The organism is Flavobacterium sp. (genome assembly GCF_039930565.1).
GTDB lineage: Bacteria > Bacteroidota > Bacteroidia > Flavobacteriales > Flavobacteriaceae > Flavobacterium.
Map to the genome: position 1 here is coordinate 1 of NZ_JBDTTP010000019.1, position 19711 is coordinate 19711.

The 19711-nt window shown below is 31.8% G+C and carries 25 protein-coding genes; 19 read left to right on the top strand and 6 right to left on the bottom strand.

Annotation, left to right across the window (positions count from 1 at the left end; all coding sequences use genetic code 11):
• Positions 1-363: hypothetical protein (locus ABI657_RS06870; RefSeq protein ID WP_348096502.1), on the bottom strand; the 363-nt coding region annotated here is incomplete at its 3' end.
• Positions 364-1236: 873 nt separating this feature from the next.
• Between ABI657_RS06870 and ABI657_RS06875 the strand changes: the two genes are divergently transcribed.
• From ABI657_RS06875 to ABI657_RS06885, 3 genes are all read left to right on the top strand, one after another.
• The gene (locus ABI657_RS06875) at positions 1237-1818 is read left to right on the top strand and encodes a Crp/Fnr family transcriptional regulator (protein ID WP_348096503.1); all 582 of its coding nucleotides are present in this window, start codon (positions 1237-1239) and stop codon (positions 1816-1818) included.
• A 140-nt stretch (positions 1819-1958) separates the two neighbouring features.
• Complete coding sequence (locus ABI657_RS06880; protein WP_348096504.1) at positions 1959-2798, top strand: MBL fold metallo-hydrolase; 840 nt, start codon at positions 1959-1961, stop codon at positions 2796-2798.
• 65 nt (positions 2799-2863) lie between these two features.
• A complete protein-coding gene (locus ABI657_RS06885; protein ID WP_348096505.1) occupies positions 2864-3253 on the top strand; it encodes a nuclear transport factor 2 family protein in 390 nt (129 codons plus the stop codon).
• Positions 3254-3751: 498 nt separating this feature from the next.
• On the opposite strand, the gene ABI657_RS06890 is transcribed toward ABI657_RS06885, so the two are convergent.
• Both ABI657_RS06890 and ABI657_RS06895 read right to left on the bottom strand, forming a co-directional pair.
• Positions 3752-4261, bottom strand: coding sequence for a PRC-barrel domain-containing protein (locus tag ABI657_RS06890; protein WP_348096506.1), 510 nt, complete (start codon positions 4259-4261; stop codon positions 3752-3754).
• 13 nt (positions 4262-4274) lie between these two features.
• Positions 4275-4427 (bottom strand): hypothetical protein, encoded by a 153-nt coding sequence (locus tag ABI657_RS06895; protein ID WP_348096507.1) that lies wholly within the window; start codon positions 4425-4427, stop codon positions 4275-4277.
• 245 nt (positions 4428-4672) lie between these two features.
• Here ABI657_RS06895 and ABI657_RS06900 point away from each other — a divergent pair, with 245 nt between their 5' ends.
• Both ABI657_RS06900 and ABI657_RS06905 read left to right on the top strand, forming a co-directional pair.
• Positions 4673-4870 (top strand): hypothetical protein, encoded by a 198-nt coding sequence (locus ABI657_RS06900; RefSeq protein ID WP_348096508.1) that lies wholly within the window; start codon positions 4673-4675, stop codon positions 4868-4870.
• A 97-nt stretch (positions 4871-4967) separates the two neighbouring features.
• Entirely contained in the window at positions 4968-6188 is a 1221-nt protein-coding gene (locus ABI657_RS06905) for a DUF763 domain-containing protein (RefSeq protein WP_348096509.1), read from the top strand.
• Positions 6189-6314: 126 nt separating this feature from the next.
• Here ABI657_RS06905 and ABI657_RS06910 read toward each other — a convergent pair whose 3' ends face one another.
• Together ABI657_RS06910 and ABI657_RS06915 are read right to left on the bottom strand one after the other, a co-directional pair.
• Complete coding sequence (locus ABI657_RS06910; RefSeq protein WP_348096510.1) at positions 6315-6581, bottom strand: hypothetical protein; 267 nt, start codon at positions 6579-6581, stop codon at positions 6315-6317.
• Positions 6565-6825 (bottom strand): hypothetical protein, encoded by a 261-nt coding sequence (locus tag ABI657_RS06915; protein WP_348096511.1) that lies wholly within the window; start codon positions 6823-6825, stop codon positions 6565-6567. Before ABI657_RS06915 ends, ABI657_RS06910 begins: the two co-directional genes overlap by 17 nt.
• Before the next feature lie 203 nt (positions 6826-7028).
• Between ABI657_RS06915 and ABI657_RS06920 the strand changes: the two genes are divergently transcribed.
• The 11 genes from ABI657_RS06920 to ABI657_RS06970 all read left to right on the top strand — a co-directional run bounded on the left by ABI657_RS06920 (position 7029) and on the right by ABI657_RS06970 (position 15641).
• Entirely contained in the window at positions 7029-8156 is a 1128-nt protein-coding gene (locus ABI657_RS06920) for an NAD(P)/FAD-dependent oxidoreductase (protein ID WP_348096512.1), read from the top strand.
• Positions 8157-8870, top strand: a complete 714-nt coding sequence (locus ABI657_RS06925) for a methyltransferase domain-containing protein (RefSeq protein WP_348096513.1) — start codon at positions 8157-8159, stop codon at positions 8868-8870. It begins immediately after the preceding gene.
• Positions 8867-9919 (top strand): type III polyketide synthase, encoded by a 1053-nt coding sequence (locus ABI657_RS06930; protein ID WP_348096514.1) that lies wholly within the window; start codon positions 8867-8869, stop codon positions 9917-9919. The genes ABI657_RS06925 and ABI657_RS06930 overlap by 4 nt, the downstream gene beginning before the upstream one ends.
• Before the next feature lie 39 nt (positions 9920-9958).
• A complete protein-coding gene (locus tag ABI657_RS06935) occupies positions 9959-10396 on the top strand; it encodes a 3-hydroxyacyl-ACP dehydratase FabZ family protein (RefSeq protein WP_348096515.1) in 438 nt (145 codons plus the stop codon).
• A complete protein-coding gene (locus tag ABI657_RS06940) occupies positions 10393-11667 on the top strand; it encodes a beta-ketoacyl-[acyl-carrier-protein] synthase family protein (protein WP_348096516.1) in 1275 nt (424 codons plus the stop codon). Before ABI657_RS06935 ends, ABI657_RS06940 begins: the two co-directional genes overlap by 4 nt.
• A 1-nt stretch (position 11668) precedes the next feature.
• Positions 11669-11923: a phosphopantetheine-binding protein gene (locus tag ABI657_RS06945; protein ID WP_348096517.1), complete on the top strand. Its 255-nt coding sequence runs from the start codon at positions 11669-11671 to the stop codon at positions 11921-11923.
• The gene (locus ABI657_RS06950) at positions 11920-12438 is read left to right on the top strand and encodes a 4'-phosphopantetheinyl transferase superfamily protein (RefSeq protein ID WP_348096518.1); all 519 of its coding nucleotides are present in this window, start codon (positions 11920-11922) and stop codon (positions 12436-12438) included. The genes ABI657_RS06945 and ABI657_RS06950 overlap by 4 nt, the downstream gene beginning before the upstream one ends.
• Before the next feature lie 116 nt (positions 12439-12554).
• Positions 12555-12881 carry a hypothetical protein gene (locus ABI657_RS06955; protein WP_348096519.1) on the top strand — a complete coding sequence of 109 codons (327 nt, stop codon included), beginning with the start codon at positions 12555-12557 and terminating at the stop codon, positions 12879-12881.
• A gap of 244 nt (positions 12882-13125) precedes the next feature.
• On the top strand, positions 13126-13716 hold the full coding sequence (locus ABI657_RS06960; protein ID WP_348096520.1) for a hypothetical protein: 591 nt from the start codon (positions 13126-13128) through the stop codon (positions 13714-13716).
• Positions 13717-14015: 299 nt separating this feature from the next.
• The gene (locus ABI657_RS06965; RefSeq protein ID WP_348096521.1) at positions 14016-15014 is read left to right on the top strand and encodes a PAS domain S-box protein; all 999 of its coding nucleotides are present in this window, start codon (positions 14016-14018) and stop codon (positions 15012-15014) included.
• Between the two features lie 240 nt (positions 15015-15254).
• On the top strand, positions 15255-15641 hold the full coding sequence (locus ABI657_RS06970) for a hypothetical protein (protein WP_348096522.1): 387 nt from the start codon (positions 15255-15257) through the stop codon (positions 15639-15641).
• A 109-nt stretch (positions 15642-15750) separates the two neighbouring features.
• Here ABI657_RS06970 and ABI657_RS06975 read toward each other — a convergent pair whose 3' ends face one another.
• On the bottom strand, positions 15751-16206 hold the full coding sequence (locus ABI657_RS06975; RefSeq protein WP_348096523.1) for a response regulator: 456 nt from the start codon (positions 16204-16206) through the stop codon (positions 15751-15753).
• Between the two features lie 243 nt (positions 16207-16449).
• Between ABI657_RS06975 and ABI657_RS06980 the strand changes: the two genes are divergently transcribed.
• From ABI657_RS06980 to ligD, 3 genes are all read left to right on the top strand, one after another.
• Complete coding sequence (locus ABI657_RS06980; protein ID WP_348096524.1) at positions 16450-16635, top strand: hypothetical protein; 186 nt, start codon at positions 16450-16452, stop codon at positions 16633-16635.
• Positions 16636-16687: 52 nt separating this feature from the next.
• Positions 16688-16978 (top strand): PrgI family protein, encoded by a 291-nt coding sequence (locus ABI657_RS06985; protein ID WP_348096525.1) that lies wholly within the window; start codon positions 16688-16690, stop codon positions 16976-16978.
• 130 nt (positions 16979-17108) lie between these two features.
• The gene (gene ligD, locus ABI657_RS06990; RefSeq protein ID WP_348096526.1) at positions 17109-19691 is read left to right on the top strand and encodes a DNA ligase D; all 2583 of its coding nucleotides are present in this window, start codon (positions 17109-17111) and stop codon (positions 19689-19691) included.
• The last annotated feature ends 20 nt before the right edge of the window (positions 19692-19711 follow it).

The window sequence follows — 19711 nt, forward strand, 5'->3', positions numbered from 1 at the left end:
GTAAATCATATACCCGTTTTTTTCTTTCTTTTCAATAGTAAATTTGTCAGTCTCTCTTTTCATAGCCAAAGAATCCTGACTGAAATCTATATATCCAAAATTTGAAATATTGATCAATTTCGTTTTCATTTTTTCGCCCATCATGTCATCCTCATCGGGAGTTATACATTTTAACGGAAATTTTGTCCTTTCTTTTTGATAAATACTGTCTTCTGCAAATATTTTAAAAAATGGATCAAAATCTTCTGAATGTTTTTTTGCAGTGATTGGATTTTCTTTTCTAAATTCTAAATCATTTTTTCTATCATTTTCCTTGCATGAAAATAATAAAAAAAGAACGGATAAAAAAAATGTTATTCTCATAAAAATTTTATTGTATTATTTTTATAGTATGTGAAACTGGAACTGTACTTTTGGACTTCATACCTTTTTCATACAAAAAGTTAAGGCGAATTTTTAAAATTGCCTTTCACTTTAAACATCAGATTTAAAACAAATAAGGATGCATTTTACACCCTTAACTTCATCTACATTTTTCGTTAGCACATCTATTAAATCACAGACCGTAATTCATAGGGCCGTAGAAAGACAAATCTACCTTAAGCATAACAATTTTCCAAATCCTCCGCAATAATTGTAGAATTGTTTACTAGTTTAATATCATAAATAAATTGTGTTTTATATTTTTTGCATCAATCCCCAACAGGACATCTAAACCAAAAATACAAAGTCAATGAAAGACAGACATTACATATAATACGCCAATTTCTTTAAATCATCCATAAAATTTATAGAAATTTGTCCAGTCGAGGTCACCAAAAGCCAAAAGGCGCCAATTGTCTTCAATTGGCGCCTTTTCTTTAATTTAACCCTATATTAATAAATGAGTTAACTCGTTTTTCGTTTTCATTTCCTTTTTAGAATCACAGTAAAAAACAACAATGATGACCTTGTCCTATTAGTCCCGATAGCAGTGAAATCCTTTTGTGCCGGGGTTCAGCACAAAAGATTGGAACGTATAGCGGGAAGAGCTCCTAAAAGGTAGGATTGTATATGGTTCTGTCGCATCTGTCAGAATCAAATATAAGAATTTAAGCAATTTAAAAGTTAGCCCGTCAATTTACAAAATGATTTAAAATATGATTATCCTTTGTCAAACTCAATAGCTTATTTAACTTTTTATGTACCTTAGCTACAGTAAAGAAATACTTTAGTAGCACTTTTACATACTGTAATATGAAAGCCCTTTTAAAACAAAATATCGCTAAACATATTTCTCTTGCAGAAAATGAAACAGAAGAGTTTTGCCATTTATTTGAGCAAAAGTTAATCCCAAAAAAAAACTTTTTACTCAGAGAAGGCGAGATTTGCAAATTTGAAGGTTTTGTTACCAAAGGGCTTTTTCGGGTTTATCATATTGATAAAAATGGTTTTGAACAAATACTCTATTTTGCTATTGAAAATTGGTGGATTACTGATATTGATAGTTTTACTACTGAAACCCCTTCACAACTTTTCATAGAAGCGCTCGAAGACAGCGAAGTGCTTGTAATTTCTAAAAAAGATAAAGAGTTTGCCTACGCTAATTTGCCTAAAATTGAAAAGCTGTTTCGGGTAATGACACAAAAAACGCACGTTGCCCTTCAACGAAGAATGATAGATAACCTTAGCAAAACAGCAGAATCCCGTTATATCGAATTTATAGAAAAATACCCACAGCTTGTTCAACGGCTTTCTAACATACAAATAGCTGCTTATTTGGGCATTACCAATGTTTTTCTGAGTAATATTCGAAAGAAAATTGCTGTCAAAAAATAAGATTTTCCTTTATTTATTAAACTAGTTTAATGTTTTAAGATCGTGTTTCGTTTCATCTTTGCAGTGTTAATTTAAAACCAACGCAAGAAATGAAACACACTATCTCGAGAGTATTTATAACAATTTTAATTTTATTTAATATGGAATCACAAGCACAAAGTTTTAAAACAATTCAAAGTAAAGATTTAAAACTTCAGGTTTACAATGCATCAGAAAACAGTTTTGGCGTAGCATCGGTAATTGTATCGGGAAAAACAGATGCAGTTTTAATTGACGCGCAATTTACTTTGGCAGATGCCGAAAAAGTAGCGCAGGAGATTAAAGCAAGCGGTAAAAAATTAACCACCATTTTTGTTTCTCACGCAGACCCTGATTACTATTTTGGATTGGAAGTATTTAAAAAATATTTCCCGGATGTAGTTGCTTATGCATCACCTGCTTCTGTAGAAGCAATTAAGGCTACAGCACAAAAAAAATTAGACGTTTGGGGCGAACGATTAGGTAAAGCTATTACATCAAATGTTGTTTTACCTCAGGTTTTAAAAGGAAACAGCATTGAACTGGAAGGTCAGAAATTAGAAATCGTTGGTTTGGAAGAATTTCCAAATAAAACTTTTGTATGGATTCCTTCTATCAAAGCAGTTGTAGGCGGAATTAATGTTTTTGGAACTAGTTTCCATCTTTGGATGGCGGATGCTCAAACTACTGAAGCCCGTAAAAACTGGATTGCCGTTTTAGATAAAATCTCGGCATTGAAACCTGAAATTGTAATTCCGGCTCATGCTAATTCCAATTCTCCATTTGATATCGCTGCCGTAAATCACACCAAAAGTTACATTCAATTCTACGAAGAAGCTTTGAAAACCAATAAAACATCAGAAGCTTTAATTACGGCTTTGAAAACAAAATATCCAACACTTACTTTTGAAACTGCCTTAATGATTGGTGCAAAAGTGAATACTGGAGAAATGAAATGGTAAAATCAATCATTTACAGCCTGACAGTACTCTTTGTATTTTCAGGCTGTTCTTTAAATAAAAAGACGATGACAAATCTTGAAATAATTAAAAGCACTTACGAAGGAAAAACTTCGGAAGAAAATGGTCGAAATTTGGCTAAATATGTTGTCGAAGATATTTCGTGGACAGAAGCTAAAGGTTTTCCGTATGCAGGAACTTACATTGGTTTAGAAAATGTAACTCAAAATGTCTTTAGCCGATTAGGAAGTGAATGGATTGATTACAAATTTACTCCCGAAGATTACGTTGCCAGCAATGATAAAGTGGTTGCTTACGGAACTTACACGGGAACTTATAAAATTACAGGTAAATCATTCACCGCCAGAGTAGCTCATATTTGGAAATTGAAAGACAGTAAGATTATCAGTTTTGAACAGTTTGTAGATAGCCAGTCTGTAAATGATGCTGTGAAATAAAGCCCTTTTTTACATTGAATTGTTTTAATGAATTATCAAACTAATGCACAAAAATTAATAGCCTATATCAGCCAGTATGCAAACCGTACACAAAAATGAAGAGCAAGCTTTAATTGTTTATCCGAATTAGAAAATAAGAAACAAAACAAGCCCTATTTTTAGTTTTAAAAACGTGTCTTAAAAAACTAAAAAACAATATACTTAACGTTCTTTAACATTTAACCCCTACGATACATACAAACCGCTCCTAAGGAAAAACTAAATAGTTATGTTGCAAATTCACTTAAAAATAAGCCAGTTTCTTTAAATCATTCATAAAATTTATACAAATTTGTCAAGTCGAGGTCACTACTATTAAGACATGTTTAACGATATGCCTTTTTTTTATGTTTTTTTTTAATCATTTTGATAAAAAAAAAGATCAAACATATTAACGTTTGATCTTTCTAATTTTATTTTATAAATGTTATTTCTGATGTAAATATGTTATCAGTAATATTAGTGGTTGTCAAATTCCCTGCGTTTATAAAATTCGTCATCATTACTATCATGACCAGAACCAGGATCATTTTCAGGATAATAAGACTTCATTACCTTTCTTTCATACTCCCTGTCAAAATTATGCTGTGTGTTGTACCTGCTTGTATTTCTAAATGTATCATATCCGATACTGTTAGCCATAACAATTTTGGTGTCTTTATTTATGTTTACAGATCCAATTGGTATGATAATATGGCTGTCACCTTCTTTATAGATAAATTCTTTTCCGTTGTCATTCGCTATTTTATCATGCAATTCATTTCGGTCATCTAGTAATCCTTTATCCAGTTTCACATCCAGGTAGACTACGCGTTGCATATCTTTATTGACCCAAAGATTATCAATTTTGCCGATTGTATGGTTTTCAGAATCAACTATCTTCCATCCTCTTACATCAGAATAATTGGAAGCAATTTTATAATCAGATAGTTCATCCAGTCTATATAAGTTTTTGTCTTTATTTTCCATAATTTTTAAAATATTATTGTGCACTTGTCGTGTTTTCGATTTCTACGTTGTTTTCAGTGGTAGCTTGATCATTTACAAAGATGTAGTATATAAGTGCTCCTATTATCAGCACAGCTACAATCCATGGCCATATAGGTTTTTTTTTCTCAATTTTAATTTCTGCCATAATTTATTTTTTTTTAATTATAAATAGTTTAAAATACTATTTTTAAAGATACGAATGAGTAAAGAGAAAGAAGTACTTAATTTTAAAAGGATGTTACACAATTCCCAGTTGGAAAATTTATTTTTGATTAAGCAGATTTTTTCAATTAAATTGATTAATGATATTTTATAACTTTTATATATAATTTTATAAAATACAAGTGTCCGTATTTGAGTAATTTTAAGTAAAACTTAAATAAAACAGATATGAAAACAAATAATCAAAATCCGCGAAATATTAATAAGACAGGTAATGATAAAAGAAGTGATACAAGAAAGCATCAATACAAGGATCATGATGAAGTTTTAACTAATGATGAAAATTATGATTCTGATACTCAAAAATTTAAAGGCGAAGAGCCTGAGTTTGATGATAAACTAAATAATGTAGAAAAAAATAAGTGAATCAAGCGTCTCAAATATATTTGGGACGTTTTTAGTTTAATTAGAGAACACTATGGTATCATTTTACTTATTTTTGTATTACATCTAAATCCAAAAAATGAAACGTTCAGGTACAGCAGATCTTCCCTTGCACTATGGACATGTTCCATTATGGCTTTCAGAGCGCATGTCTAAACTCGGTTTGGCAATTGTTGAAACTATTGCAATGGAGTTTTCTACTTCTGAGGTGATAAGCAAACTCAGTAATCCTTTTTGGTTTCAAAGTTTTGGTGCAGTAATGGGGATGGACTGGCACTCATCCGGAATTACAACTTCTGTGCTTGGAGCATTAAAAAAATCAGTTAATCCACATTCAAAAGAATTAGGCATATATATCTGTGGCGGAAAAGGTAAACATTCAATGCTAACACCCCAGGAACTTCTAATTGTTGGTGAAAAAACAGGTCTTGACGGTATAAATCTTTCAAATTGCAGCAGACTTACCGCCAAAGTTGATAATACAGCCATTCAGGATGGGTTTCAATTATACCAACACAATTTTATCGTTGACAATAAAGGACAATGGACTGTTATACAGCAGGGTATGAATCCAAACTCAAAAACAGCAAGAAGATATCATTGGCATTCTCCTGATTTGAAGTCTTTTGTAAATGAGCCTCATACTTTTATATATGGTGAAAATCAGGGCACTATTTTAAATCTTACCGCTCAAGGCGCAACAAAATCCAGACAAGGGATCTTAGAATTATCAAAAGAATCTCCGATAAAAATCATGAGGGAAATGCAATATCTTTCTATGCCTGCACATCATGATGTCAGAATGGAAGATGTTAATATGAAAAGACTCGGTGCAATGCTATGGACAACTCATGAAAATAGGCCGGAAGATTTTGAAGAACTTTTGCTTTTAAAAGGGATGGGGCCAAGGGCTTTGCAGTCATTAGCATTAGTTAGCGAAATAATTTACGGTACTCCTACCCGATTTGAGGATCCTGCGAGGTTTTCATTTGCTCACGGAGGAAAAGACGGCCATCCATTTCCTGTTCCGGTAAAAATTTATGATGAGACAATTGATACTTTACAAAGAGCAATCAACCGTGCTAAAATCGGAAATAGTGATAAAATACAAGCTATTCAAAAATTATCAGAGATCTCAAGAAAAGCTGAGGAAAGTTTTACGCCTAATTCTAATTTCGATTCCTTGGTTCAAAGAGAGCGTGGTGAGTCCTACAAATATGGTGGAAAAACAATTTTTGGAGATTCTAAACCACCCAATAACAAACCTTCAAATCCAAATAATCAACTAGAATTATTTTAAACTATAGCTATAATATTTTTAATTATAAAGTTCAAAATAATTTAAAATTGAGTTTGATATATCAAATCCTTTAATTTAATATATAAGCTGCCAAAACAAATGGCAGCTTTATATTAAATGAATTTTTTATTTACCCTGAAATTTAGGATCTATATCCGATTTAGAATGACCTGAATCATCTTGTTCTAATTCATTTGGGAAATCTGTTTCTATAGTATTTCCACCGTCAGATAATTCTCCTTCTTCTTCTTCCTTGTAAGGTCCTTCCTTTTCGTCCGGACTAAAATTACCCGATCCGCTGTATTGATTTCTTGAATCAAATCCGGAATCGCTGCTTAAGTTCTGTTCTTCTGAACTTTTTCCTTGATTTTCCATACTAATAATGATTTTCATTTTTATCCTTAGCATCATGACCTTCAAGCTTGACAAGCTTGTTATAAATTCCCAGCAATAAAAATGGAGCCGCCCATTGCCCTACAAATAATGCATTATGAGATTTCCCCATGCATTTAAGCGTTAATGAGGTTCCCATAGCAGCCAAAGAGGCATACAAAAATAAATCTGATGGTAATTTTGCTGTTTGTTCTTCAATTGCCTTCGCGGTTGCACCTTCTGTTTTTTCGTTGTCAAATAACATAATATTTCTATTTAAAATTAATTTTTGAAAATTAAACTAACCTGACAAGGACATTTTACAGAATTTAAATCAAAAATTACAATATTTATCTTGCACATTATCAGATAAATATCAACTTAAAATTATTTAAATCTAAAAATAAAATACAATTTTATAATACGATAGCGCTAGTTTATATAAGATTTTTTTGGTAAATTGTGTATATGAAAACAAATCCGGATGTAGTAATTATTGGTGGCGGTCTTGCGGGTTTGACAGGAGCGATACATCTGTCAAAAAAAGGATTAAAAGTGACGTTAATCGAAAAATCCGAATTTCCACGTCATAAAGTATGTGGAGAATATATATCCAACGAAATTTTACCTTACCTCAATTGGCTAGATATTGATATCGGAAAATTTAATCCACAACAGATTTCTTCGTTTGAATTTACCACACAGAATGGCCGCATTGCCAGAACAAAACTTCCTTTGGGAGGTTTTGGCATTAGCCGATATACACTGGATGATATTTTATACCAAAAAGTTATATCAAACGGCTGTTCTGTAGTAAAAGAAACCGTGACTGCCGTTTCTTTTGAAAATGATGAATTTTCAGTAACTACATCAGATCAATTGATAATATCAAAACTGGTTTTAGGGGCATTTGGAAAACGCTCTAATATTGATCAGTTTTTGTCCCGCGGTTTTATTCATAATAAATCACCCTGGTTAGCAGTCAAAGCGCATTATTTAGTTGACATTCCAGACGATGTGGTAGCGCTTCATAATTTTAATGGTGGTTATTGTGGCGTTTCAAAAGTTGAAAACAATATTGTAAACATTTGTTATCTAGCTGATTACACAACTTTCAAAAAATATAAGAATATAGAAGAGTATCAAAAAAATGTGCTCTACAAAAACAAACAGCTTGAATCGGTATTTGAAAACGGGCGCCTTTTATTCGAAAAACCACTTACCATCAGCCAAATATCTTTTGATAAAAAAAAACCTGTAGAAAAGCACATTTTGATGATTGGAGATGCTGCAGGCCTTATTCATCCGATGTGTGGAAACGGAATGTCAATGGCGATACACAGTGCCAAAATAGCATCAGAATTAGTATTAGAATATCAATCGGGTAAAATTGGGTTGCGTAACTCATTAGAAGAAGCCTACACCAGACAATGGAAAAAACATTTTGGAAAGAGACTTTTAATGGGAAGAATATTGGCAAAAATTTTAATTAACAAAACAATTACTAACGTGTTTGTTTTAATAGTAGCAACAATGCCAACATTATTATCGAAAGTAATTAAACAAACGCACGGAAAACCTATAGCTGTTAACTAAATGTCAATAAATACAAAATACAGAACACAGGAAGCAGAAATAATGGACGACTTTTCACTTCAGGGAAGGGAATTACGGACTGCGCTTGATCAAATTGCACGCATAAACCAATTACTTGGGGGTAATAAAGTAACATTAAACGGAATAAAGACAATAATAAAAAAAGTCAATACCTCACAAACTCTGATAATTGCTGATGTAGGATGCGGAAACGGCGATATGCTGCGTATGCTGGCAGATTATGGATTAAAGAACAATCTTAAATTCAAACTTATTGGCATAGATGCTAACTTATTTACCGTTAATTACGCCAGGACATTATCAAACGAATATCAAAATATTGAGTATTTGTGCCTGGACATTTTTAATGATGAATTTGCTCAGCTTGAATATGATATTGTTTTATGTACCTTGACACTGCACCATTTTACAAACGAGCAAATATTAAATATAATTACTACCTTTAATAATAACGCAAGTTTAGGAATTGTGGTTAACGATTTGCATCGTAGTACGCTGGCTTACCAACTTTTTAGACTGATCTGCAAAATATTTAATTTAAGTAAGATGTCCCGCGAAGATGGGCTTGTCTCAATTTTAAGAGGTTTTAAAAAAGAAGAACTGGAGAAGTTCTCTAAAATAATAAATTTAAAAAACTATACCATAAATTGGAAATGGGCTTTTCGCTACCAATGGATAATTACAAAAATATGAGTGTTAAAATAATTACAGTAGCCAAGCAGCTACCAAAATATTCACGTACTACAGAAGAAATACTACCACTTTTGGATATTTGGCTCGATGGTCAGGAAGAACGCTTTATAAAAAAGGTAAAAAAAATATTTGAAGGAGCAGCAGTTGACAAGCGGTATTCAATTATGGAACCCCTTGAGGTTTTTAAAGCTTCTTCTTTTGAAGAAAAAAATGATATTTACAGTCGTGAAATGATAATTTTAGGCGAACAGGTATTACAAAAAGCACTTAAAAAAGCAAACTGGGATCCACAAAGTATCGATTATATTATTACAGTAAGCTGTACCGGTATTATGATTCCTTCTTTAGATGCATACCTGATCAATAAAATGAAACTCAGGCAGGATGTTGTACGTTTGCCAGTTACAGAAATGGGCTGTGCTGCGGGAATTTCGGGAATAATTTATGCCAAAAATTTTCTAAAAGCCAATCCTGGAAAAAGAGCCGCAGTAATTGCGGTTGAATCACCTACTGCAACATTTCAGCTGGATGATTTTTCAATGCCAAATATTGTTAGCGCTGCCATTTTTGGAGATGGAGCAGCGTGTTGCCTGTTATCATCCCACAAAGGCGATAATGGGCCGGAAATAGTTCATGAGGAAATGTATCATTTTTTTGATGCCGAACACATGATGGGTTTCAAACTTACTAATGGCGGCTTGCAGATGGTATTAGATATTGAAGTTCCGGATACAATTGCTTCAAATTTTGGCAATATTATTCACCCTTTCCTCAAACAAAATAATCTTGAAATTGCAGACATTGATTACATGATATTTCATCCTGGAGGTAAAAAAATTGTCAATACAGTTGAAGCGCTTTTTGCAGGTTTGGGTAAAAATATTAATGATACCAAAGAAGTACTCAAACTGTATGGAAACATGTCTAGTGCCACTGTACTTTATGTTTTAGAACGAATTATGGACAATCAGCCAAAATCCGGAGAGAAAGGACTTATGCTGAGCTTTGGTCCCGGATTTTCGGCACAAAGAGTTTTGTTGCAATGGTAATGGTAATCACGAAAACAAAAACAAACAAATAAACAAACAATGAATATCAACGATATCATAGGAAAGTTACCCTATACCCAACCCTTTTTATTTGTAGATGAATTACTGCATGTTAATGAAGAAGGTATTAGTGGTACTTATACTTTCAAAAAAGACCTTGATTTTTACAAAGGCCATTTTAAAGGCAATCCTGTAACTCCGGGTGTGATTTTAACTGAAACTATGGCGCAAATTGGTATGGTGTGCCTGGGAATTTATTTATTGGATGACAAATTTACAAACGAATCTGTTGTGGCATTTACATCTGCAGATATGCAGTTTTTAAAACCAGTGTATCCAAATGAAAAAGTAACAGTAAACTCTCAAAAATTATTTTTCAGGTTTGGAAAATTAAAATGTAATGTAGTAATGAAAAACGAAGCTGGACAAGAAGTATGTAAGGGCATATTAGCAGGAATGATAACAGCAAAATTATGAACAAGCGCGTTGTAATAACAGGTCTTGGGGTAACTGCTCCAAACGGGGTTGGAATTCCTGCGTTTACTAATGCGATAAAAAACGGATTATCAGGTATAAGACATGATAAACAATTGCAGGAACTTCAGTTTTCATGTCAGATAGCCGGTAAACCAGAAATTACAGCCGAGCTCAAATCACAGTATTTTACAGATCTGGAACTGCGTGGATTCAATAGCACGGGAATTTTATACGGCGTGATGGCGGGTATTGAAGCCTGGAAAAATGCCGGATTGCCTATCGAAATTAACAAAGAACCGGATTGGCACAGTGGCGCTATTTTTGGTTCCGGAACATCTGGAATAGATAAATTCCGCGAAAGCATTTATAAAATTGACGAACTGCAAACCAGAAAATTAGGGAGTACGGTCGTAGCACAAACCATGAACAGCGGTATAAGCGCCTATCTTGGTGGTAAACTTGGACTCGGAAATCAGGTCACTACAAATTCATCTGCCTGTTCCACAGGTACCGAAGCTCTTATTATGGCATACGACCGAATAAAATCAGGACAGGCAAAACGTATTTTGGCCGGAAGTACCGGAGACAGTGGGCCTTACATTTGGGGAGGATTTGATGCCTTGCGCGTTTGCAGTTCCAGATACAACAACAATCCGGGACAGGGTTCAAGGCCCATGAGCGCCACAGCCGCAGGTTTTGTACCCGGAAGCGGTGCAGGAGCTTTGGTTCTGGAAGATCTTGATACCGCTTTAGAACGCGGTGCCACTATTTATGCTGAAATTCTAGGCGGAAATGTAAACTCTGGCGGGCAAAGAGGTAATGGAAGTATGACTGCACCCAACAGCATTGCGGTACAAAGATGTATTACAGATGCAATTCGCAATTCAGGTATTACCTCGTCAGCTATTGATGCAATAAACGGTCACCTTACGGCTACTACAAAAGACAGTCTCGAAATCGAAAACTGGACAAAAGCCTTAAACAGGAACGGAAAAGATTTTCCATTTATTAATTCCCTAAAAAGCATGACGGGACATTGCCTCAGTGCCGCCGGAAGTATCGAAAGTGTTGCTTCGGTATTACAGCTTCACGAAGGTTTTGTATTTGGAAATACTAATTGTGAAGACGTTCATCCCGAAATTACGGCACTTATTGATGTGTCAAAAATACCTTTAAAAACAATTCAGAAAGATATTAATATTATTGCAAAAGCCAGTTTTGGTTTTGGTGATGTAAATGCCTGTATAATCATTAAAAAATATAAAAATTAAAATGAATAAAGAAGAACTAATCGAAAAATTAAAAGTTATTATAAAACCCTACACGGCTAATACTGACGCTTATGATAACCTAACAGAAAATACCGATTTTATTAACGACCTCGGTATTAATTCAGCCAATCTTGTCGATATTGTTTTAGATATTGAAGAAAATTTTGATGTTGTAATTGACAATACAGATATGGAAAGAATGCTCGACGTTAAAACCGCTGTAGAAATTATCGAAACCAAACTCGCAGCAAAATGATCGGTAATGACGTGGTAGACTTATGGCAAACACGTCACGAGAGCAATTGGCAGCGCAAAGGTTTTTTAGAAAAGCTGTTTACAAATCAGGAGCAATTGCTTATAAACCACCATTCAGATCCTGAAATAATGGTTTGGCTGCTTTGGAGTATGAAGGAAGCTGTCTATAAAATCTATAACAGGGAGACCAAAATCAGAGCCTATATTCCTAAAAATCTGGTTTGTAGCAATATTAGCTTTCTGAATAACAATTCTATTCACGGACAAGTAAATTGTAACGAAAATCGATATTACACCAAATCATATCTGGATAACGATTACATACATACCATTGCCACTAATACGCCGGGTGATTTAAATAATGCTGTTGAAATCGAAAACAAAAACATTAAAAAAGATGAATATGGTATCCCCTATTTACAAATGCTGCCGGATAAACTTCATGATGTCTCTATAAGTCACCATGGCCGTTTTGAGAAAGTAGTTACTATATTAAAAGCGAGTAAATTAAAGTAATTCATTCAGTTTATTTATTTCAACTATTAATTATACAACTATAATTTATTTTTCTGTAATAGTTTTAAACGTGTTGTATGATAAATTTGTTAAATACAACTTTAAAATAAAAAGTCATGGAAAAGCAAAACAACCACGAATATGGACAAACTGATCCCGATTTTATTGATCAAAACACTCTTGTTGATGGAAGTAACATTCAGGCAGATGACATATTTAAGCAGGAACTTAATAAAGAACAAAAAACAGAATTTGGAGAAAGCGATCCGGATTATATAGAACAAAATACTGTTGTAGATACTGATAATTACGCTAAAGACGAGGATCCTTACCAATATCAGGAAGAATTTATTGAAGATCTCAAACATCCGGCAAATGATTTTGAAAAAGACAAAAATTTTCAATCAGATGACATTATTAAAAATGAAAAAAAAAACAGATAATAATATTACAAACGATGATGAACAGAATGACGTCAATAATGACAGAAGCTGAAAATTAGAAAAAAGCATCCATCAATCCTATTTTTTAATTTAAGAAATGGGATTTTTTATCATTAATATTTGATTTTTTCTCGTCATGTTTCTCCTTTCTTACTATTAAATATTTTATGCACAATAAACAGCCTTAACTAAATGTTATGTACTTTAATAGTATGTGTTTAATAATTTATCTGTTTTTATAATTATGAAAAGTATATTTTGTTTAATGATTATGATTGGTTTTTATACACACAGCTATGCCCAACAGGAATTAGAGTATAGATCGATTCCTACTAAAAATCAGAAAATCAATGACGGTGTTCCTCCTAAAGAAAGTAATACTAAATCTGATCCCTTTGATGTTCTTGAAAAACCTGATACTTTAATTATAGATCCTAAGGAACTTTTTAACGATACTAAAATATATAAAAAAGAGTCGAATACTCAGGGTGTTTTTCATAGGAGAAACCAATATTTAGGAGGCTTCAGGACTAAAACATTTATCTCTACTATTCGTTATCGTGATGCTGCTTCTATAGATGGTGATAAGATAAAAGTCTATTTGAATGATAAGGTTATTAAACCGGAAGTTATTTTGGATAGCGAATTTCAGGGATTTAAAATAAATCTAATAAAAGGCATTAATAAAATTGATTTTGAAGCTTTGAATGAGGGTTTTGCATCACCTAACACCGCAGAATTTGAGGTTTATGATGACAATGGAGCCGTAATAGAGTCAAGTCAATGGAATGTAGGTACAGGTTATAAAGCCACACTTATATTATACAAAGAATAATTTATAAGGCAAGGTTTAAAGTTTTAAAAATCAATCAGTCAATTGAAAAAATAAAAGAATTACAGTCAACTGAATTCACAAAAGCAATGATTGAGGTGAAATCATTTTAAATTTTAAACAAGTATTTTATTCAATACTATAATGCCAATTCTATAGAATTTCGATTTTTAATTAAATGCACTGAAACTATAAATATATTTCAAAATTATTTTAATTCAATAAATATTATTTTATTTTAGTTACATTACTTTTCGACTTAGAAAACATTTTTTTTAACATTGAATTTTAAAAATATAGCTATGTCAAAACAATCTTTTGAACATCATATACTTATAGTTGGAGATAAAATTCATGAGATTGAAGAAATTGCCCAACTCCTCCATGACAGGATTGTTTCTCCCACTATTACTATAATTGAAAATTTAGAAATTAGCGAAGAGAAATTACGTTCCTTAAAGTTTAATATAATAATCTTAGTTACAGAAAATTTAGATTTAAATATTATGATGGATGGAATAATTAAAATTCCTGTAATTCTCATTTCTGATTCACTTACAATTCATGATATTTCTACAAAAATAACCTATCAAAAAAACAATGCATTTGAACACTTATCAAAAAGTGAATTAAACTCTCTCCTATTGTTTAAAAGCATTGTGTATATGCTTGAAAAAAATAATCACTATATTAAACACAAAGTTTTACAAAGGCAATATCATACCCTTTTTCAAATGAATCCACTTCCGATGTGGATTTATGATTTAGAATTTCTAAAATTTTTAAGGGTCAATGATGCAGCAATACGAAAATATGGTTTTAGCAGAGACGAATTTATGAATATGACAATAAAGGATATTAGACCTCCGGAAGATGTTATAAAATTGGAAGAAGCCGTAGACTTGGTCCGAAAACATAAAACCTTATTTTCAAATGGAATTTACCGGCATAAAAAAAAAGATGGTTCTATAATTTATGTAGAAATTGTAAGTAACATAATTTATATTGATAAGTTAAAATATGAACTTGTACTGGCTAATGATATTACGGAGAGCCTAAATTACATACAGGCAATTGAAAGTCAGAACTCTAAGTTACAAGAAATAGCTTTTGCACATTCACATATTATAAGGGCACCACTCGCCAATATGTTGGGAATATTAAATCTTGTAAAAGAAATGGATCTTAATTCACCGGAAAGTGGGGAGTTACTGGATCATCTTTTTACTTCCTGCAGTCAGCTTGATGAAAAAATTACAGAGGTTGTAAAAAAAAGCAGTTATTATTCTCTTACTAAATAATCAGTAATAGGTATACGCTCATAAATACTTAAAATAAATTATATAAAAGGAAAAATAAATTATGTAATACTAATCATTTATCTGTTAGTAATTTAATTTCTAATTGAGTAATATTAAATTGATGATTATTTTATTGAATTTAGTTTTTTATTTATAATTATAAAATATATTCGATATCATTATTAATAATTATGCAATCCTAACATTTATTAAAAAAATAACCATGACTAAATTTGTATTATGACTATCAATACACAAATTGTATGGCTCTTCATTTTAGCAATACCAATTGCTTGCATCAGCTGGACAGTCACACATGAAGAAATATTTAAGGAGCCCAGGGAATGGTGTGTCAAATGTTCTGCAAGTGCAAAGACCTTACTAACAAGAAAACTATTTTATCTATTCACGTGTGAATATTGTTTTAGCCATTACATTACTATTTTTTTTATTATCCTTTGTGATTATAAGCTTTTACTAACTGACTGGCGAGGCTTTTTAATAGCCGGTTTTTCTTTGGTTTTTACAGCAAATGTTTATATGAGCTTATTTGGTTTGTTAAGGCAAGCTATCAAAAAAGAAAAAGTAGAAATTAAAAAAATAGAAAGTGAAGAAAAAATGGATTAATAACTTTATAGTATTAATTATAATGTTTTATAATTCAACGTTTTATCATATTGCAAAAAACTTCGTAATTTAATATTTACGAAGTTTTTATAGTTGAAGTTGAAATGATTTACTTTTCGAATTCTTTTTCTGAATCCTGTTTTTGATTGTATGTTTTTATTGATTTTGTTTGCTGCCAATATTCTATAATAGTATTGATAATATTTTTAAATTTATTATAGTTATAAGGCTTTACAAAATAACTCTGTATAGGCTCTGAATAGGCGTCTATGACAAAGCATTGTTCAAAAAAAGTGGTAAAAAACAAACAAGGACAATTAAATATCTTATCTAAACTTTTGTAACTTACCTTACTTGGTTTCTCTGTATTCATATTTAACTGAACGATATCTAAAAAGATAATAAAAGGTTTAATGTTATTTTCCTTTACATGATTATAAACATCATCGCCGGAATTAAAATAAAGGATTTGATTGGAAAACCCTAATTCTAAAAAAATTTCCTTAAATATTTTGTTGTCTCCCTGATTATTTTCTATTATGATTATTGGTCCTTTTTTATCCATAATTAACAGTATTTCATTACAATTATATCGATATTTCTTAAAATACTAATAATTATAATATTTTATAATACAAATTTCAATATTATAAAGTGGATTTGTTTTATAAAATAAATAAAAACGGTTATATAATTTTCAGTGAATTTGTTTACACTGAGAATTATATAAGTACAGAGTTTAATTGTATAAAAAGAAAGCACGGTATACTGTTAACTTTGACTGTATTAATTTCTAAGAATTATAATTATGGCCGAAAAGAATTATGATCCGGATAACGAAAATTGTCCGGAAAAAGAAATGGTAGAAAATCTTCATAAATCAAAAATGAATTCTGAAAATAAAAGTGCTCAGACTGTAGAAGAATTTATAGATGATAGTCCAAACCGCATTTCTAAAGACAAGAAAAAAGAATCTGAAGAAGATAAAAAATAAATTTAGATACACTAAATAGTATAAAATTCAAATTAAATTAAAAATTGAAACCATGGAAAATTTAAATTTCATAAATCCTTTACTTCACGGAATTATTCCTGAAGAAATAGAACAAAAAGTTTCTGGTATTTCAGCCAAACAATTGATTGTTGCAGGAGTTGGGACTTTGATTGCAGGAGCTATATTAAAAAAAGCAGGTCATACAAAAACGGCTGCCTTAATTGGAAGCATTGCCTTACCATTATTAGCATCTGCTATCTATAAAAAAGTTGGAGCATCAAAATATTCTAAAATGACAGAAGATTCTAATTTTCAATCAGATTTCCAGCCTGGAAATGCCTAAACTAAATTTTGTACTTCCGAATTTTAATCCTGTTTTACAACTACCATGTTGATAAAACAATTAAAATATTGGAAGTACATCATTTTATTCTTAATAAACTATCTGTACATGGATCATAAATACTTTGTTTATGTCACTTTCAAAATACAATCAAAAGCGTAATTTTAAACAAACTGAAGAACCTAAAGGCAAGATTGGCAAATCAGAAAAGAACCTCATATTTGTGGTTCAAAAACACGCTGCTTCTCACTTACATTACGATTTTAGACTGGAACTAGATGGTGTTTTAAAAAGCTGGGCTATACCAAAAGGTCCATCTCTTGATGCAGAGGTAAAACGTCTCGCGATGATGGTAGAAGATCATCCTTATGATTACAAAGATTTTGAGGGTTCTATTCCGGAAGGAAATTATGGCGCCGGAAATGTTATCGTTTGGGATAACGGAACATATAGTGCTGCTGGAGAAAACACTGATACTGCGGGAAGCACATTACAATCCGACTTAAATAAGGGACGTTTGAGTTTTATCTTAAAAGGGAAAAAACTTAAGGGAGAGTTTTCTTTGGTTAAATTAAAGGGTAAGCAGGAAAATGCCTGGCTGTTGATTAAAAAAAATGATAAATATGCTTCAAATGAAGATATTTTGAAAAAAAACAAGTCGGTCATTACGAATAAAACATTAGAATCATTCGAAGAAAAAAAATCAGAAAATAAAACTAAGGAAAATGACACTTTAATTGAAACTTCGGAAACTATTGAAGAAGCCAAAACCGCAAAAAAAAAATCCAAATTAAAATCCAGTAAAAATGAGACCACTTCATTTTTAAAACCCATGTTGGCCACTCTTATTGAGCATCCTTTTGATGATCCGGATTGGATTTTTGAGAATAAATATGATGGTTACAGAGCTGTTAGTGTTATTAATTCTGATGAAGTGCATTTATTTAGCAGAAATGAACTTTCTTTTGATAAAAACTTTGAATCTATACAAAAAGAGTTAAAGAAAATAAAGCATCCGGCAATTTTAGATGGTGAGGTTGTTGTAGAAAATAATTCAGGAAATGCCAATTTTCAACTTCTTCAGAATTATATAAAAACCGGGAATGGAAATTTAAAATATTATGTTTTTGATATCTTAAACCTAGATGGTTTTTCAACTACAGGTTTGCCTTTATCAGAAAGAAAAGAACTTTTGAAAATACTACTGGACAAATACTTATTTTCTAATGTTTTTTATTCTGACCATACAATTGGTGATGGTTTGAAACAATATCAATTAGCGATTAAAAACAAAAGCGAAGGAATTATCGCAAAAAAGGCTGATAGTACCTATACTGTAGGCAGAAGAAGTGATGAATGGCTTAAAATAAAAATAGCACAACAGGAAGAAGCTATCATCATAGGTATTACCACACCTAAAAATTCACGTAAGTATTTTGGGGCACTATTGCTGGGTCAATATTATGGAAAAAGACTGCAGTATATTGGCAAATGCGGAACTGGTTTTAGCCAAGAGGACCTGAAGGAGCTATATACAAAATTTCAGCCTTATTTTGTGAGTGAATCTCCAGTTAATACAAAGATAATAATCAGAGATACCATCCAGTGGCTTAAGCCAAAATTAGTGTGCCAGGTTAAATTTACTGAATGGACGGAAGATTTACGACTTAGGCATCCGGTTTACTTAGGCCTGCGAATGGATAAAAAAGCAACTGAAGTTTTTCTACCCTCAAAAAATAAAAATAAAGAAGTTATGACTACTACTGAAGAAATCAAATTGGATAAGTCAGAAGAAAATTTTGATATGAAAGTAGGCAAAAACACCTTACATCTTACAAATCAGAATAAAATATATTTTCCTGAAAACGGTATAATAAAAGGTGAAGTTGTGCAATATTATAATGAAGTTGCAGATTTCATCCTTCCCTACCTCAAAGATCGTCCACAATCGATGAACCGTTTTCCTAATGGAATAAATTCTCCAGGTTTTTATCACAAAGATGTTGATGTGGATAAGATACCTTCATGGCTAAAAACACAAAAGATATATTCAGAATCGAATGACGAATATTTAGACTATTTAATTTGTAATGATAAGGCAACATTGCTTTATATGGCAAATTTAGGCTGCATTGAAATTAATCCATGGAATTCTACAATTAAACATATTGAGAACCCGGATTGGATGGTAATTGATATTGATCCTTCAAAAAAAGATAAATTTGAAGAAGTGGTTCAAACCGCATTAACTGTAAAAGAAGTAATGGACGAACTGGAAACAGAATGTTATTGTAAAACATCCGGTGCTTCAGGATTACATGTTTATATTCCGCTTGGCGCCAAATACGATTATGACTCTATAAAAATTTTAGCCGAATTAATTGCCCGGGAAATTCAGGCACGTCTTCCGGAAACAACATCTTTAGAAAGAAGTATTAAGAAAAGAAATAATAAAATTTATATCGATTATTTACAAAACAGAAGAGGTCAAACACTTGCAGCACCTTATTCTGTAAGGCCCGTTCCAGGAGCACAAGTTTCTACACCATTAGAATGGAGTGAAGTAAATAACAAATTAAAACCATCACAATTTACGATTAAAAATGTACTTAATCGTTTCGAGAATAAAGGAGATTTATGGGCACCAGTATTAGAAAAAGGAGCAAATATTAAAAAAATCATGAAAAAGTTTGAGGAAAAGGGAAAAATATAATAATTGCAAAATGGATAACG

Excerpts from the sequence above, each read along its gene's own strand:
- ABI657_RS06875 (WP_348096503.1), top strand. The coding sequence starts at position 1,237 with ATGAAAGCCCTTTTAAAACAAAATATCGCTAAACATATTTCTCTTGCA.
- ABI657_RS06880 (WP_348096504.1), top strand. The coding sequence starts at position 1,959 with ATGGAATCACAAGCACAAAGTTTTAAAACAATTCAAAGTAAAGATTTA.
- ABI657_RS06885 (WP_348096505.1), top strand. The coding sequence starts at position 2,864 with ATGACAAATCTTGAAATAATTAAAAGCACTTACGAAGGAAAAACTTCG.
- ABI657_RS06890 (WP_348096506.1), bottom strand. The coding sequence starts at position 4,261 with ATGGAAAATAAAGACAAAAACTTATATAGACTGGATGAACTATCTGAT.
- ABI657_RS06895 (WP_348096507.1), bottom strand. The coding sequence starts at position 4,427 with ATGGCAGAAATTAAAATTGAGAAAAAAAAACCTATATGGCCATGGATT.
- ABI657_RS06900 (WP_348096508.1), top strand. The coding sequence starts at position 4,673 with ATGAAAACAAATAATCAAAATCCGCGAAATATTAATAAGACAGGTAAT.
- ABI657_RS06905 (WP_348096509.1), top strand. The coding sequence starts at position 4,968 with ATGAAACGTTCAGGTACAGCAGATCTTCCCTTGCACTATGGACATGTT.
- ABI657_RS06910 (WP_348096510.1), bottom strand. The coding sequence starts at position 6,581 with ATGAAAATCATTATTAGTATGGAAAATCAAGGAAAAAGTTCAGAAGAA.
- ABI657_RS06915 (WP_348096511.1), bottom strand. The coding sequence starts at position 6,825 with ATGTTATTTGACAACGAAAAAACAGAAGGTGCAACCGCGAAGGCAATT.
- ABI657_RS06920 (WP_348096512.1), top strand. The coding sequence starts at position 7,029 with ATGAAAACAAATCCGGATGTAGTAATTATTGGTGGCGGTCTTGCGGGT.
- ABI657_RS06925 (WP_348096513.1), top strand. The coding sequence starts at position 8,157 with ATGTCAATAAATACAAAATACAGAACACAGGAAGCAGAAATAATGGAC.
- ABI657_RS06930 (WP_348096514.1), top strand. The coding sequence starts at position 8,867 with ATGAGTGTTAAAATAATTACAGTAGCCAAGCAGCTACCAAAATATTCA.
- ABI657_RS06935 (WP_348096515.1), top strand. The coding sequence starts at position 9,959 with ATGAATATCAACGATATCATAGGAAAGTTACCCTATACCCAACCCTTT.
- ABI657_RS06940 (WP_348096516.1), top strand. The coding sequence starts at position 10,393 with ATGAACAAGCGCGTTGTAATAACAGGTCTTGGGGTAACTGCTCCAAAC.
- ABI657_RS06945 (WP_348096517.1), top strand. The coding sequence starts at position 11,669 with ATGAATAAAGAAGAACTAATCGAAAAATTAAAAGTTATTATAAAACCC.
- ABI657_RS06950 (WP_348096518.1), top strand. The coding sequence starts at position 11,920 with ATGATCGGTAATGACGTGGTAGACTTATGGCAAACACGTCACGAGAGC.
- ABI657_RS06955 (WP_348096519.1), top strand. The coding sequence starts at position 12,555 with ATGGAAAAGCAAAACAACCACGAATATGGACAAACTGATCCCGATTTT.
- ABI657_RS06960 (WP_348096520.1), top strand. The coding sequence starts at position 13,126 with ATGAAAAGTATATTTTGTTTAATGATTATGATTGGTTTTTATACACAC.
- ABI657_RS06965 (WP_348096521.1), top strand. The coding sequence starts at position 14,016 with ATGTCAAAACAATCTTTTGAACATCATATACTTATAGTTGGAGATAAA.
- ABI657_RS06970 (WP_348096522.1), top strand. The coding sequence starts at position 15,255 with ATGACTATCAATACACAAATTGTATGGCTCTTCATTTTAGCAATACCA.
- ABI657_RS06975 (WP_348096523.1), bottom strand. The coding sequence starts at position 16,206 with ATGGATAAAAAAGGACCAATAATCATAATAGAAAATAATCAGGGAGAC.
- ABI657_RS06980 (WP_348096524.1), top strand. The coding sequence starts at position 16,450 with ATGGCCGAAAAGAATTATGATCCGGATAACGAAAATTGTCCGGAAAAA.
- ABI657_RS06985 (WP_348096525.1), top strand. The coding sequence starts at position 16,688 with ATGGAAAATTTAAATTTCATAAATCCTTTACTTCACGGAATTATTCCT.
- ligD (WP_348096526.1), top strand. The coding sequence starts at position 17,109 with ATGTCACTTTCAAAATACAATCAAAAGCGTAATTTTAAACAAACTGAA.